Here is a 15,226-nt window from a genome sequence, read left to right on the forward strand (position 1 = left end):
TGGGTAATTAATCCTGCGGCTGAACCTGGAATACGGCCATCTTTCCGCTGTTGCCAAAAACCAGCAGGTTACCATTGGCTAGCCGCTGGGCCGGTACGCGGATACCCTCATCATCGAACTCAAGCTGCCCGACCAGGCTGCCGTCTTCACGATCGAGGACGTGCAGATAGCCTTCATAGTCACCGACCACCAGATAGCCTTCGTAGACCATTGGCTGAGTCAGCTGGCGCCACGCCAGACGATCCTGCATCCAGAGTTCCTTCCGGTCAGAGCCGCGAAGGGCAACCAGTTCGCCATTTGCCGATGCGAGGTATATGTCACCCCCGGCTATCATGGGCGAGTATAGGCTGGATGCTTCGCGGCTCCAGATTTCCTGCCCTGTGCGGATATCAACCAGCGCAAGCTTACCCTGGTAGCCTACCACCAACACGGCTGTTTCGATCACTAATGGCTGGCCCGCTACATCAACCAGTCGCTCAAGCTCGGTACGCCCCTTCGGCTGACCGACCTCATATTGCCACAGAGGCTGGCCCGAGTCCGCAGCCAGCGCCATCAGCTTGCCGTTGGCAAATGAAGCGATGACGACATCACCACCAACCAGGGGTGCTGCGGCCGCCCTGATCGAAAGCACGGGAACCGAGCCATCATACTGCCAGCGCTTTTCCCCATCCGCGGCATTGAAACCCAGCACCTGGCCACTAATTGTCTGGGCAACCACCAGTGAACCGTTTGACTGGGGTGCAGAGAGCACTTCAGTCGGCAGTGACTGCCGCCAGACTTCAGAGCCATCCTCTCGGGAAAGCGCAACCAGTTCAGCATTCTGAGTGGTGAGGTAAAGGTGTTCACCGTCGCCCCCGAGGCCGGAAAAAACCCGATCATCAAACTCGGTTTCCCAGATTACGCTGCCGGATTCGGGGTCAACAGCGTAAAGCTCGCCGTCTGCCGCGGCGGCGAAAATCCTGTCACCCGCGTTGAGGGGCGCAAGGTAGAGAAAATCGCCATCATGTCCGTCCCCGACCGACATGCTCCAAACCTTTTTAAACTCGGCGGACGCTTCAATGTCGGGCACCGGAACGGGCTGCTCAAAGGTATCGGTGGTGCTGCAACCGGACAGCCCGGCGAAAATCATCAGCCCAATGAGCAGTGCGCGACTCAACAACCTGTTGCGAAAATCCGGCATCAGGCGTCCTCCCCGACACCAAGGTCAGCCAGTTTCATTTCCAATACACCGCTCCGTCCCTGCTGGTTCTGTTCGCGGGCAGCAAGATAGGCCTCTCGAGCCCCCTCGCGGTTGCCCTGCGCCAGAAGAATATCACCGCGAAGTTCGGAATACATGGCGTCGAAAGCGTCGGCACTGCCTGCGGCATCAATTGTTGAAAGGGCTTCATCGTGCTGGCCGGCAGAAAACTGGGCCCGGGCAAGACGATTCCGGACAACCAACGCCAGAGCCTTGTTTTCGCCGGTCTTCTCCAGTGCCCATTTGAGAGAATCTATGGCCGCCTGAGCATCCGCTGCTTCCATCAGCTGCTGGCGGGCAAGAATCAGATTGCCATATACCGCATAGGCGCTATCCGAGTAGTCTTCCCGCAGTGTTTTTGCCACGAAGGCAACAGTTTCACCGCTGGTTTCATCGGCCTGGTTGCTGAAGGCATTGAGGAGGTTGGCAAACTGGTTAGCCGCTTCGGTCCGTTGCTGCGCCTGGTAGTTTTGCCAGGCCTGCCAGCCAAACACGATGGCCAGTGCGGCACCGATACCGAGAAGCAGTGAGCTGCCATTTCTCTTCCACCAGTCCTTGATCGCCTGGATCTGTTCTTCTTCGGTGCGCATCTCAGCCATGGGGACTCCTGTAGTCGTATTTTTTGCTTTTATATCGTGGATTTTTTATCAGATTCAGTTGGCCAGGGCCTTCGCCAGTGCTGAGGCAAGTTCGTCCTGGGCAATCTCGGTCTGGGGTTCATCGGCCCGCATGGGCTTCAGCCCGGCGGTGCCGTTGGCAATCTCGTTCTCCCCGAGAATCACCGTGTATTTCGCACCACTGCGATCGGCTTTTTTCATCTGGCTCTTGAAGCTGCCGCCGCCGCAATGGGAAACAATCACCCTGTCTGGCAACGCCGCTCGCAGATTTTCAGCGAGCGCCAATGCCGGCGCCAGCACCCCGTCACCCATTGCCGTAACGTAGACATCCGCGTCGCTGTTCACGTAACCGGGAACCAGATCCAGCGTTTCAAGGAGGAGAATAAGCCGCTCGAGGCCCATTGCAAAGCCAACCGCAACGGTTGCTTTTCCGCCAAGCTGCTCAACCAGACCATCATACCGGCCCCCGGCACACACGGTGCCCTGGGCGCCAAGGCTGTCGGTAATCCATTCGAACACTGTCTTGCCATAGTAATCGAGGCCCCGAACCAGCGCAGGATTAACGGAATAGCGGACACCCGCTGCACCCAGTAACGCTTTCAGGCGCTCAAAGTGATCCCGGGATTCGTCATCCAGGAAATCGTCCAGGCTTGGCGCACCTTCAAGGATCTTGCGGGTGGCCGGATCCTTGCTGTCGAGAATACGCAGCGGATTGGTGTCCAGCCGCCGCTGGCTGTCCGCATCCAGTTCAGCCTTGAACTGACCAAGGTAGTCCACCAGTGCCGAACGATAGACCCTGCGGGATTCGGAAGTGCCAATGGAATTGATCTCGAGGCGGGTGTGCCCGGCAAGACCCAGTTCTTTCCACAGCCTGGCCGTCAGAATCAGCAACTCGGCATCAATATCCGGACCGCTCATACCAAAGCATTCCACGCCAATCTGGTGGAACTGGCGATACCGGCCTTTCTGTGGCCGCTCGTGCCGGAACATGGGGCCGGTGTACCAGAGCCGCCGGGTCTGGTTAAACAGCAGACCATGTTCTTCCGCCGCCCGCACACAACCGGCTGTGCCCTCGGGGCGCAAAGTCAGACTATCCCCGTTGCGGTCCTCAAAGGTGTACATTTCCTTTTCGACAATGTCCGTCACTTCACCGATCGATCGCTTGAACAGGTCCGTCTGCTCAACGATAGGCATGCGGATTTCCTGATAGCCATACTGGGCCAACACCTTACGTACCGTGGATTCCACAAACTGCCATACGGGTGTCTGTTCCGGCAGGATATCGTTCATCCCGCGAACCGCCTGAATCTTAGCCAATTTAAACCCTTAACTCTGTCTGGATGGTGGTGCCTGAAAACGGAAACGGATCAGTGGTCGGAACGGGCAATAATCGACTCTTCCTGCTCCTTGCGACGTGCCACTTCTTCACGAATCAGACGTTCCAGATCGTCAGTCAGTGTGGCGTTCTCCAGCTTCTGGCTGGGCTTGCCCGCCATGTAAAACAGGTTTTTCGGGCTGCCGCCGGTCAGGCCGATATCGGCTACCTTGGCCTCTCCGGGGCCGTTAACAATACAGCCGATAATTGCCACATCCAGTGACGTGTTTACATCCTCAAGTCGCGCCTCCAGATCGTTCATGGTCTGAATCACATCAAAGTTCTGGCGGGAACAACTGGGACAGGCAATAAAGTTGATGCCCCGGCTACGCAGACGGAGGCTTTTGAGAATATCAAAACCAACCTTGATTTCCTGAACCGGGTCAGCCGCCAGTGACACGCGGATGGTGTCGCCGATGCCATCCATCAGCAGCATACCGAGGCCGATGGAGGATTTTACCGTTCCTGAACGGAAACCGCCTGCCTCGGTGATGCCCAGATGAAGTGGCTGCTCAATCTGGGACGCGATCTTGCGGTAAGCCGCCACCGTCATGAACACTTCCGACGCTTTCAGGCTGACCTTGTAATCCTGGAAATCGTGACGATCCAGGATATCAATGTGGCGCATGGCGGATTCCACCAGGGCGTCGGGCGTCGGCTCTCCGTATTTGCGCTGAAGGGATTTCTCAAGGGAGCCGGCGTTCACACCGATACGGATCGGAATATTTCCGTCCCGGGCCGCGCTGATAACTGCACTGACACGATCATCACGACCGATATTGCCCGGGTTGATACGCAGGCAATCCACGCCAAGCTCCGCAACTCGCAACGCGATCTTGTAATCGAAGTGGATGTCGGCCACCAATGGCAGCGATACCTGCTCACGAATCTTGCCGAACGCCTCAGCGGCGTCCATGGACGGCACCGAGACCCTTACAATATCTGCACCGGCCTCCTGCAACGCCCGGATCTGGCCAACCGTGGCCTCGACATCACAGGTGTTGGTGTTGGTCATGCTCTGCACCGCTATCGGGGCATCACCACCCACAGGAACATTGCCCACCATGATCTGGCGGGATTTGCGTCTGATAATCGGGGAATCCTGTTTCATGTCTTACTGACCGATATGGAAAATGTGATCAAATTTCAGATTGTCAGGGAAAACTCTGACCGGTTGTTGACGGCACGATAGTCACCCAGATCCAGCGGTTCACCCTGGAAACGGATGGATCCAACGGCATCAACGGCACCGATGACAACCCTGAGCGGTGCCTGACCGGAAACGTCAATCTCGTCTCCGTCACGCAGAAGGGAATTCACCAGCAGGTTCCCGGTCGCATCACTTACCTGAACCCAGCAGTCATCGATGAAACTGATCTGAAGCCGGACAATGTCAGTGGCCTCCGCCAGTCCGGAGCGGTTTTCCAGAACCGGATCCGGAGTCTCTACAACCGTCGGAATCTGTTCCGTCAGAGGCCCGGAGGACCTGTCCTCAGCGACCAGATTCTCAACATCCGGATCCTCTGAAGTGCCCGGTTCGCCTGGTTCCGCAACAGAGCCCGGCAACACTGACTGCCCTGAGGCGATACTTTCTCCGGAATCCGGGCCTGCCGGCACTTCGTCCTGATCTGCAGCGGGAACTTCCGAATTGGCATCGGTCGATTCTGCCAGCGCCGGCACCTCGGCGTTTTCGCCCTGGCCCTGGACGGCTTCGGATGCCCCTGACTGTACCCCGCCCGCTTCAGGTTCCGGCATCAGGAAAGCAAACGCCAGATAACCGGCGATACCCAGAATCACCAGGAAAAAGAGGGTCTTGGCGAGCTGACGTTTTCTGCGCCTGCGGCGTTCAATGTCCACCAACGGGTTGGCCTCGTGCTCCTGCTCACGCTGCTGACGGATCGGCTCCAGTTCCTGGTCAAGATCTGCTATCACTGCGTCGGCATCCAGCCCTACCTGCTTTGCATAGGTCCTGGCATACCCTTTGAGAAAGAGTTCACTGTCAATCTGGCTGTAATCCCCGGACTCGATAGCCTGGATCACCGACGGTCGCAGATGCTGCGCCCCGGCCACATCGCTGACACTTAAACCGGACGCTTCTCTTGCTTTCTGAAGCTGCCGCCCGACGGGCTCTTTCATCGCTGGCTGTGAATTCTCATCAGTTGCCATTAGAAATCAGCACCTTATATTGTTGATATTCCACTGACTCCGGAAAATTGTTTCTGAGCTGAAGCGCCAGACTCCCTTCCTGGTCACCGTTGTTGAAATAACGGGCAATGCGGATTCCGGTGAAAAGACTCTCTGCGGAATGGACGAGGCGTGGGTTCCGCTGCATCATGGACGTCAGCCTTGAGTAATATCCGGCGGCGCTTTCATAGTTGCCCACCTCGACAGACACCCGGGCAAGCGCCAAAAGCGGACGTGCATCGCCTCTCATTAACTCCACCGCCCGCCGGTAAGAAGTAGTCGCTGCTTCCAGTTCACCAAGTCTCTCCTGAGTCATACCCAGGTTAAAAAACACCGAGCCCCGATCGCCATACCCGGTATCCCTTGAAGCTGCGCGAAACTGATCCCTGGCGTCGTCCATCCGCCCCTGAGCAAAGAGAAAAGCACCATAATAGACCCGTGCGCGTGTGTACCCCGGATCCTCGGAGATGGACTTTTTGAAATTCCGTTCTGCCAGCTCGGGCTCGCCCTCAGCGTTGTATATGAGCCCCATCGCGGCCCTTGCGCTGGCGTCGTCCGCATCAAGCTTGAGGGCCCGGTCGAGGTGATGGCGGGCCCGTTCAAGATTGCCTTGCCCGATGTAGGCGGTGGCAAGCTTTACATAATTATCAACAGCTTTCTGGCGATCTGCTTCCCGGGAGAACCGACTGTCAGTGGTAGTGACACAGCCTGTGACAAGCAGGGTGCACAGCATAACGGCCAACACTGAGAAACGTCGGTTTGCTGGTTTGTTTGTCACAGTCTCCCCTTCCTCAATTGGGCTGTTTCAGGTTCCCGGCTCAGGAATTAACCTGCTGAGCCTGGATGTACCGCTGGCTCCGGCGTGTTCTGTCTTCAACCCTTCCCACAAGCTGTCCACATGCGGCATCGATGTCATCACCGCGGGTGGTTCTGATTGTCGCGATATAGCCGGCCTCATTGAGAACGGCCTGGAACCGACGGGTGGCGTTCATGCTCGGCCGGCGGAAATCACTCTCCGGAAACGGGTTAAATGGTATCAGATTGATCTTGCATGGCAGATCCCGTAACAACACCGCAAGCTCCCGCGCATGTTCCGGCTGATCGTTCATTCCCTCAATCACTGTGTACTCAATGGTCACCTTGCGTTTGTCCGGTAACCGGGCAAAGTACCGCTTGGTGGCAGCCAGCAACTCAGCAATCGGGTACTTTTTGTTCAATGGAACCAGCTTGTTACGCAGTTCATCATTCGGGGCGTGCAACGAAATGGCCAGTGAAACATCGGTAACTTCCGACAGGCGGTCCAGCGCGGGAACAAGGCCAGAGGTACTGAGGGTTACCCGACGCTTGGAAATCCCATAGGCCAGATCTTCCATCATCAGGTTCATGGCATCGACAACATTGTCGAAGTTGAGCAGAGGTTCCCCCATGCCCATCATCACAACGTTGGTGATCGGCCGGTCCGGGCCTGGTTCAAACGGCATGAAGGCTTTCCGGGCCACCCACACCTGGCCAATGACTTCCGCCGCCGTGAGGTTACGGTTAAAGCCTCGCTTGCCGGTGGAACAGAAAGTACAGTCCAGACTGCAACCGATCTGGGAAGAAACGCAAAGCGTGCCACGCTCCCCGTCCGGTATCAGAACGGTCTCAACACTGTTGCCGTTGTCCATACGCATCACCCACTTGCGGGTGCCGTCTTTGGACGTCTCGTCGTAAACCACTTCGGGGCCACGGATTTCTGCGACTTCTTTCAGCTTTTCCCGTAACGCCTTACTCATATTGGTCATTTGATCGAAGTCATCAGCGCCACGCTGATGAATCCACTGTAAAACCTGAGTGGCACGAAAGCGCTTTTCTCCCAGGGATTCGAAGAAAGCCTCGAGTTTTGCCTTCGGCATCCCCAGAAGATTGGTTTTTTCAGCGGCCGCTGTCATTTCATAACCTCGATCAGATAACCCATTCGGAGACGACCACCCGGTCGCCTCCGATCAACTAATCAGCCCCGCGGGCAGATTTCGTTGTCATTAAAGAAATAAGCGATTTCGCGCTCGGCAGAAGCCGCGGAATCAGAGCCGTGAACGGCATTGGCATCGATGGAAGATGCGAAATCGGCACGGATGGTACCAGCTTCAGCTTCCTTCGGGTTGGTCGCACCCATCAGATCACGGTTCTTCAGGACGGCGCCTTCGCCCTCCAGGGCCTGCACAACAACCGGGCCAGAGGTCATGAAGGCAACCAGATCGTTAAAGAACGGGCGCTCTTTGTGCTCTGCGTAGAACCCTTCTGCCTGCTCCTGGGTCAGGTGCATCATCTTGGCAGCTACAATGCTCAGGCCGGCTTTTTCAAAACGGCTGTAAATTTCGCCGATCACGTTTTTTGCTACCGCATCGGGCTTGATAATGGAGAGCGTGCGCTCAGTTGCCATGGTCTTTCTCCAGTTTGTTTATGGTAAAAATTCTGGCCTGCGATTATACGCAGTCCGGGGCAAACTTCCTACCGCACTGCACGGAGGCGGCTAACAACATCAACAATTTGCGAGCTGGCAAAAGCGACGTCCTCTTCCGTTGTAAAGCGGCCAAAGGAAAAACGCAGTGCGCGATGGGCCTGCTCATCGTTCAGGCCAATGCCACGAAGCACATAGGAGGGTTCTATTGTGGCCGAAGCACAGGCCGATCCGGAGGAAACCGCCAGATCCCGCAGCCCCAGCATCAGGGATTCCGCCTCAACACCGTCGAACGACAGGTTCACAATGCCGGGCACACGCCGGGACTCGCTCCCATTCAAACTGACACCCTCTAGGGGCCCCAGACCTGCCAGGAATGATTCGCGCAGTGTTTCCAGCTTTCGGACTTCATCCTCAAGCCCGGACTGGGCAATCGAAAACGCCTTCCCCATTCCGACAATCTGATGAGTTGGCAGGGTTCCGGAGCGCATCCCCCGCTCATGGCCGCCGCCATGGATCTGGGCCTCGATGCGAACATTGGGAGAGCGCCTGACATAAAGGGCGCCCACCCCCTTGGGCCCGTACACCTTGTGCCCGGAGAGTGCCAGCAGGTCGACGGGCATCGACGTAACATCGACCGCCATTTTGCCGGCCGCCTGAGCAGCATCGACATGAAACAGCACGCCCCGCTGCCGTAACTCGGAGCCGATAGCCGCGATGTCCGTGATAGTTCCCAGTTCGTTATTCACCAGCATGAGGCTGACCAGCACGGTATTGTCCCTGAGCGCATCCACCACCTGCTGACAGCTGATGGTGCCATCCGGCGCGGGATCCAGCCAGGTCACGTCTGTGCCATGCTGCTCCAGCCACTTGCAGGTATCGAGAACCGCCTTGTGCTCGATTTTCGACGTTACGATGTGGGCATCCTGGCGACCAGCAACAGCCCCCTTGATTGCCAGGTTATCCGATTCCGTGGCGCCGGAGGTCCAGACGATTTCCCGGGGATCGGCGTGAATCAGGCTGGCAACCTGCTTGCGCGACGACTCGACCGCCGCTTCCGCTTGCCAGCCAAAGGCGTGGGAGCGCGAAGCGGGATTGCCAAACACACCATCCGGCGTCAGGTACTTCAGCATTTCATCGGCGACAGAAGGATCAACGGGCGTCGTGGCCGCGTAGTCCAGATATACGGGCTTTTTCATGGCTTCCAGGAGTTTGTTGGTGTCAGGCCGGCGCCTGGTCAGACAGGCGTTCGGTATTGATCGTTTCAGAGCTGCTGTCAGACTGACGGCGGTTCTGCCGGTCCGCAACCTGGCGGATTTCATGTTTTCTCATCAGGTCTCCGAGACTGATCTCGCTGAGAAACTGATGAATCTGATCACTCAGATCAGACCAGAGATGGTGGGTCAGGCACTTCTCGCCGTTCTGGCAATCGCCTTTGTTGCCGCACCGTGTGGTATCCAGTGACTCACTGACGGCATCGACAACCTCGGCAATATAGACATCAGCCGCCGGACGGCTGAGCCGATAGCCTCCACCAGGACCACGAATGCTGGTAACCAGTTTCTGGCGGCGGAGACGGGAGAAAAGCTGTTCCAGGTAGGACAGAGAGATTTCCTGACGGGCCGAAATGTCGGCGAGACTCACCGGCCCCTGGTCTCCATGCAGAGCCAGATCAAGCATTGCCGTGACGGCATAGCGGCCTTTGGTGGTCAACTTCATAATGTCAGCCCCGTGACGGGAATGAATCTCGAAACGCAGGGACGAGTATGAATTGACCCACTAATCCAGTCAAGTATTCAGCTCCGGGTGTCACCTTCATCGCGAACGCAGTCAAAGTCCTCTTCATGCAGCGGTGGCAGCTCCCCATTCTGGTATTCGCTGTTCACCTTGCGGAGGGCCTTGCACATGTTCTCGATACGGTCATCCACCGCGTGCATGTGGTCGAGCAGCGACCGCATGGCCCGGGCGACCGGATCCGGCATCTCTTCGGTAACCCCGTAGGCATCGAACCCCATGCGCTCTTCCATTTCCTTGCGGCGAACATCGTCCTCGTTGTAGCTTTTAACAATAACGCGGCCGGGAATACCAACAACCGTTGCCCCGGCAGGGACCGCCTTGGTAACCACCGAATTGGAGCCGATTTTGGCCCCCTCACCCACTTCGAAGGGCCCGAGGATCTTGGCTCCGGCGCCAACCACCACGCTGTTGCCAATGGTAGGATGACGCTTACCCTTGTTCCAGCTGGTTCCTCCGAGCGTAACGCCCTGGTAGAGCGTTACGTCGTCGCCTATCACGGTAGTTTCGCCAATCACCACACCCATGCCATGGTCGATAAAAAAGCGGCGTCCGATCGTTGCTCCGGGATGGATTTCAATGCCGGTCAGCCATCGGGCTATGGTCGAAATCGTACGCGCCAGCCACTTCAGACCGAGCCCCCACAACCAGTGGCAAAACCGATGGAAGAGCAGCGCATGCAACCCCGGATAGTTGGTCAGCACCTCAAAGGTGTTCCTGGCGGCAGGATCCCGATGGAACACGCTGTTAATATCTTCCCGCAAACGCTCAAACATGGCCATTGTCCTGTTCCGTCGCCGTGCTACCGGCCTCAGCTGGTTTACTGTTGCCCCGGGCGCCCGCTGCCTTCTGTACGGCAGTGAGAATGCCCCGGAGAATATTGATTTCCATCTGATCAAGTCTGGCTCGCTGAAACAGTCGCCGCAAGCGTGTCATCAGTTGCCTGGGATTCTCGCGTCGATGAAAATCCACATCAATCAGCATCTGCTCCAGGTGCCCGAAAAACCCTTCCACATCCTCAACTCTGGCCGGCGGCACATCCCAACCCTCATCCCCGGGCCGGGTCATCGACTTCAGATATGGGCTCCCCTCCCCACCTTCAAGGCTGCGCAGGTAATACATCCGCAATTCATAGCACATCACCTGCACCGCCATCGCCAGATTCAGGGAGCTGTAATCCGGATTGGAGGGTATGTGAATGTGATAATGGCAGCGCTGCAACTCGTCGTTGCTCAGGCCATGGTTCTCCCGGCCGAACACCAGGGCAACCGGCCCGTCTTCCGCATGTCCGGCGGCGGCAGCGGCTGCCTCTGGCGGAGCGCAGACCGGCCAGGGCACCTTTCTTCCCCGGGCGCTTGTACCCATCACCAGAACACAATCCGCCAGCGCCTCATCCAGCGAGGAAACCACCTGCGCACGATCGAGAACATCGGATGCGCCCGCTGCACGGGCATAGGAGGTCTCATCCGGAAAAGTGCACGGATTAACCAGCCAGAGATTACCCAATCCCATATTCTTCATGGCCCGGGCCACAGCACCAATGTTGCCCGAATGGGAGGTCTCCACCAGAACAATCCGGATCTGATCCTGAAATGTCTCCGTCCCTTCCTGTGGAAGTGCGCTTTTGTGCATTGTAATCGGGCCCAAGGTTGTTGATCAGGGCGGCAATGATATCAGAAACCACCGGCACCCTGCCCCTCCAGAGAACCCGCAACCTCTGGTTATCCGTGCTATTGCTGAGTCAAAAAACATACAAGCGGGGTGATCTTTTGCTATCATACCCGGCCTCCACACACCCGGATAATGAACACTCAGATGCAACCAGCGATTAAAATGGCCCTGCGCGTCGCGCGTCAGGGGTCCGATTATCTGAAAGCCCATTTCGAGCGCCAGGAACCCACCGGCAAAGACGACTCAGAACGCCGTCTCCAGCTGGAGCGGGTTGAGCAGTCAATATACGACAATTTTGCCGAGCAACTCGAAAAGGCCTACAAGGACCACAGCATCGCCCCTCTGAATGAAGCGAATGCCGGCACCAGCGAGAAAAGCTGGCATATTTTCCCGGTTCTGGGCCGTGAAAACTTCCTCAGGGGCATCCCTGAATTTGCCCTGGCCCTTGCCCAGAAAAAGAATAACCGTGTTGAAAACCTGCTTCTGGTGAACCCCGTCACCGGCGAGGAATACTCTGCCAGCCGGGGCCATGGCGCTGCCCTGAACAGCCGTCGCGTACGCGCGTCGGAAATCAGGCAAGCGGGAAATGCAGCCATCGCCACCAACCTGCTCGACCAGGCACGCAAGAGCGAAGATCCTCTGCTCTGGGGTGAAATGGCCGCGGTTCTCGCGCGGGACTCCGGCATGTTCCGCACCTCCGGCTGCGTGGTACTCGATATCGCCCGTGTATCTGCCGGGCTTATGGACGCCGCAATCATTTTCCGTCCGGAAGCCGCGGAACTCGATCTCGGTGTCACACTGGCGATGGAATCCGGCGCACTGACTGGCGATTTTTCGGGCAACCCATCCACCGGCAACGCACGCCAACTGGTGGTAGCCAATCCGAAACTGTTCCGCGAAATCCTAAAGGTGCTTCATCCCTTCCGGGGGCGTTTACCCCGCTAAGACTTCAGACTCTTCCGGACACAAAAAAACCGCCAACGTTATGTGGCGGTTTTTTTGTGTCTGTGTCTACTAAGGGCGCAGAAGCTCCTATCCTACATCCGGTTCAGCCACTCCGGCGGCTGCTCTTCCTCGTCCGCATCCGCAACACCTTCTTTCGGCGGTATGATCAGATCTTCACGGGAAACACCCATCACCATCAGGAGGTTTGCAGACACATAGATCGACGAGTAGGTACCAACCACCACCCCGATAATCAGGGCAAGCGCGAAGTTATTGATCGCCTCACCGCCCCAAAAGTACAGCGCAAGCAGAACCACCAAGGTAGTCCCGGAGGTATTGATTGTCCGGCTAATGGTCTGGTGAATGGACTGGTTGATAACATCCCAGGGCTCACCAACCCGTATCTTCCGGAAGTTCTCACGAATACGGTCAGCGACAACAATGGTGTCGTTCAGAGAGTAACCGATGACCGCCAAAAGTGCCGCCAGAACGGTAAGATCAAACGTCCACTGAAACAGTGCGAACACACCAAGTACAATAATGACATCGTGAGCCAGCGGCAAGACCGATGCGATACCGAACTTGAACTGAAAGCGCATGCCCACATAAATCAGCACCACCGCCAGAGCGATCAGCAACCCCAGACCGCTGTCCTCTTTGAGCTGTTTGCCCACCTGAGAGCCAACGAACTCGGAACTGATCAATTCAAGCTCAACTCCGCCGGCTTGGAGCGTGCGGGTAACGTCAGGGGCAAGCTTATCGTTGCCGCCCTCGGCCATCCGTACCAGAACAATGGTGTCCGCGCCGAAATTCTGCACGGAAAACTGGTCATAACCCGCGGCGTCCAGCCTGGAGCGTATTTCATCGAGCTGCGGCGCCTCCGCATACTCGAACTCGACCGATGTGCCGCCAGTGAAATCCATGCCAAAGTTCAATCCACGGGTGGCCAGCAGGGCAACGGACACCAGGATAAGTGCGATCGAGACGACGGAAGCAATCTTCCGAAGCCCCATAAAATCAAACGGTTGTTTCTGATCTTCAGACATTGGCGAGCTTTCCTCCGATCGACAGGTTCTCGACCCTTCGGCCGCCATAAACCAGGTTAACAATGCTGCGGCTGATCATCAGGCCAGAGAACATTGACGTCAGGATACCGATACACAATGTTATCGCGAAGCCTTTGACCGGCCCGGAGCCCATGGCAAAGAGGATAACGGCCACCAACAGCGTAGTGATATTGGCATCAAATATAGACACGAACGCCCGGGAGTAACCGGCGTTGATCGCGGTCTGGGGCGGAGCGCCGGCCTTCAGCTCTTCCTTTATCCGCTCAAAGATAAGCACATTGGCATCCACGGCCATCCCGACCGTAAGAACGATACCGGCAATACCCGGCAAGGTGAGGGTGGCTGACAGAATGGACATGGACGCGATCAGCAACATCAGGTTGAGGGCCAGTGATGTATTCGCGATCATGCCAAAGCCCCGGTAGTAGGCCAGCATGTAAAGCATGACCAGGCCAAAGCCGAGTAAAACTGACATCATCCCGGCGTCAATATTTTTCTGCCCGAGGCTTGGCCCTATGGTGCGTTCCTGAACGAAATACATGGGAGCGGCAAGCGCACCGGCACGCAACAGAAGCGCCAGTTCCGCAGCCTCCGGGATCGAATCCAGCCCGGTGATACGGAAGCTGCTGCCCAGAGCGGATTGCACAGTGGCAAGGCTGATAATGCCCTTCTCCACAACGCGCTCTTCAAATTCTTTTGGTTCACCGTCGACCATGCGGGTTCCGGTCTCTGTCCGATACTCGATAAAGAGTACCGCCATCCTGCGGCCGATCGCGTTGCGCGTGGCCCGATTCATCAGGTCGCCACCTACCGAATCCATGGTGATATTAACCTGGGGCTGACCGTTTTCATCGAAGGCCTGCTGGGCGTTGGCCACGTTATTACCAGTGGCAATAACGTCCCGCTCAAGTCGTGCGGTTCGCTGGGGCTGGTCCCGGAAACTGAACTGTTCCGTTTCACTGGCCGGCGCATCCGGACGGGCTTCCATCCGGAATTCGAGGTTCGCCGTGGCACCGAGAACCCGCTTGGCCTGGGCGGTATCCTGCACGCCCGGAAGCTCGACAATGATTCGATCATTGCCTTGCTGCTGAACCAGCGGCTCGGCCACGCCCAGTTCGTTAACCCGATTCCGGATCGTTGTGAGGTTTTGCTCCAGAGCGTAATCCTGGATGGCCTGGACCTCAGCTTCGGACAGCCTCAGCTCCAGCAGGAATTCATCCCCCTCGGTCTGTTCATCCAGCAGAAACTCATTGTACTGATCGCGCACCAGATCGAAGGCTTCCGCACGGGAAGCTTCATCCCGGAAGGTGAGAACAATCTTGCGATCGTTCTCGAGATCACCGCCGCGATAACGAATGCGCGCTTCCCGCAATTCCCGCTTGATCTGGCCGGACATGGCCTCAAGGCGCTGGCTTACCGCCGTTTCCATATCCACTTCAAGGAGGAAGTGCACGCCACCACGCAGATCAAGACCAAGCTTCATCGGACCTGCACCGAGGCTTCTCAGCCAATCGGGTGTGGACGCTGCCATATTCAGGGCAGCCAGATACTCATTACCCAGGGCGGCCTGCACAAGGGGGCGGGCCCGCAGTTGGTCATCAGAACTGGTCAGGCGGATCAGAGCATCCCGATCCTGAAGAGTACTGCTTTTCACCTCAATTCCCTGACTCTCGAGGACATTAACGGCCCTGTCGAGCACACCGGCATTCACTTCGGTGCTGCTGCGCGCGCCGGTAATCTGGATGGCGTAGTCGTCAGGAAAGAGGTTGGGTAAAGCGTAGATAAACCCGATCACAAGCGCGACCAGGATAACCAGGTTTTTCCAAAGCGGATACTTGTTCAGCATGGGATCCCTTGTAGCCGACCAACGGGCCGGCCTTGGTGTTTCAGCCAGGA

General features: G+C 57.1%; 15 protein-coding genes. 1 reads left to right on the top strand and 14 read right to left on the bottom strand.

The window, feature by feature from the left end:
- Positions 1–7: 7 nt before the first annotated feature.
- From bamB to trmJ, 12 genes are all read right to left on the bottom strand, one after another.
- Entirely contained in the window at positions 8–1,180 is a 1,173-nt protein-coding gene (bamB, locus tag AC13C0_RS09470) for an outer membrane protein assembly factor BamB (protein ID WP_117616929.1), read from the bottom strand.
- The gene (locus tag AC13C0_RS09475) at positions 1,180–1,836 is read right to left on the bottom strand and encodes a YfgM family protein (protein ID WP_482954310.1); all 657 of its coding nucleotides are present in this window, start codon (positions 1,834–1,836) and stop codon (positions 1,180–1,182) included. The genes bamB and AC13C0_RS09475 overlap by 1 nt, the downstream gene beginning before the upstream one ends.
- 54 nt (positions 1,837–1,890) lie before the next feature.
- Entirely contained in the window at positions 1,891–3,171 is a 1,281-nt protein-coding gene (gene hisS, locus AC13C0_RS09480) for a histidine--tRNA ligase (RefSeq protein ID WP_117616927.1), read from the bottom strand.
- 50 nt (positions 3,172–3,221) lie between these two features.
- The gene (ispG, locus tag AC13C0_RS09485) at positions 3,222–4,340 is read right to left on the bottom strand and encodes a flavodoxin-dependent (E)-4-hydroxy-3-methylbut-2-enyl-diphosphate synthase (RefSeq protein WP_117616926.1); all 1,119 of its coding nucleotides are present in this window, start codon (positions 4,338–4,340) and stop codon (positions 3,222–3,224) included.
- A gap of 35 nt (positions 4,341–4,375) precedes the next feature.
- Positions 4,376–5,395: a RodZ domain-containing protein gene (locus tag AC13C0_RS09490; RefSeq protein ID WP_117616925.1), complete on the bottom strand. Its 1,020-nt coding sequence runs from the start codon at positions 5,393–5,395 to the stop codon at positions 4,376–4,378.
- Entirely contained in the window at positions 5,385–6,146 is a 762-nt protein-coding gene (gene pilW / locus AC13C0_RS09495) for a type IV pilus biogenesis/stability protein PilW (protein ID WP_205422310.1), read from the bottom strand. The genes AC13C0_RS09490 and pilW overlap by 11 nt, the downstream gene beginning before the upstream one ends.
- Positions 6,147–6,231: 85 nt before the next feature.
- Entirely contained in the window at positions 6,232–7,344 is a 1,113-nt protein-coding gene (rlmN, locus tag AC13C0_RS09500; RefSeq protein ID WP_117616924.1) for a dual-specificity RNA methyltransferase RlmN, read from the bottom strand.
- Between the two features lie 62 nt (positions 7,345–7,406).
- Positions 7,407–7,835, bottom strand: a complete 429-nt coding sequence (gene ndk, locus AC13C0_RS09505) for a nucleoside-diphosphate kinase (protein WP_117616923.1) — start codon at positions 7,833–7,835, stop codon at positions 7,407–7,409.
- 68 nt (positions 7,836–7,903) lie between these two features.
- The gene (locus AC13C0_RS09510; RefSeq protein WP_117616922.1) at positions 7,904–9,052 is read right to left on the bottom strand and encodes an IscS subfamily cysteine desulfurase; all 1,149 of its coding nucleotides are present in this window, start codon (positions 9,050–9,052) and stop codon (positions 7,904–7,906) included.
- A gap of 22 nt (positions 9,053–9,074) precedes the next feature.
- Entirely contained in the window at positions 9,075–9,572 is a 498-nt protein-coding gene (gene iscR, locus AC13C0_RS09515; RefSeq protein WP_117616921.1) for a Fe-S cluster assembly transcriptional regulator IscR, read from the bottom strand.
- Positions 9,573–9,649: 77 nt separating this feature from the next.
- The gene (gene cysE / locus AC13C0_RS09520; RefSeq protein ID WP_117620228.1) at positions 9,650–10,423 is read right to left on the bottom strand and encodes a serine O-acetyltransferase; all 774 of its coding nucleotides are present in this window, start codon (positions 10,421–10,423) and stop codon (positions 9,650–9,652) included.
- Positions 10,416–11,279: a tRNA (cytosine(32)/uridine(32)-2'-O)-methyltransferase TrmJ gene (trmJ, locus tag AC13C0_RS09525; RefSeq protein WP_341581881.1), complete on the bottom strand. Its 864-nt coding sequence runs from the start codon at positions 11,277–11,279 to the stop codon at positions 10,416–10,418. The genes cysE and trmJ overlap by 8 nt, the downstream gene beginning before the upstream one ends.
- 183 nt (positions 11,280–11,462) lie before the next feature.
- On the opposite strand from trmJ, the gene AC13C0_RS09530 reads away from it, so the two are divergent.
- Positions 11,463–12,263, top strand: a complete 801-nt coding sequence (locus tag AC13C0_RS09530) for an inositol monophosphatase family protein (protein ID WP_117616919.1) — start codon at positions 11,463–11,465, stop codon at positions 12,261–12,263.
- A gap of 92 nt (positions 12,264–12,355) precedes the next feature.
- On the opposite strand, the gene secF is transcribed toward AC13C0_RS09530, so the two are convergent.
- Entirely contained in the window at positions 12,356–13,309 is a 954-nt protein-coding gene (gene secF, locus AC13C0_RS09535; RefSeq protein ID WP_341581879.1) for a protein translocase subunit SecF, read from the bottom strand.
- The gene (secD, locus tag AC13C0_RS09540) at positions 13,302–15,176 is read right to left on the bottom strand and encodes a protein translocase subunit SecD (RefSeq protein WP_341581878.1); all 1,875 of its coding nucleotides are present in this window, start codon (positions 15,174–15,176) and stop codon (positions 13,302–13,304) included. The genes secF and secD overlap by 8 nt, the downstream gene beginning before the upstream one ends.
- Positions 15,177–15,226 lie beyond the last annotated feature (50 nt).

This window comes from Marinobacter sp. B-21 (genome assembly GCF_056857895.1).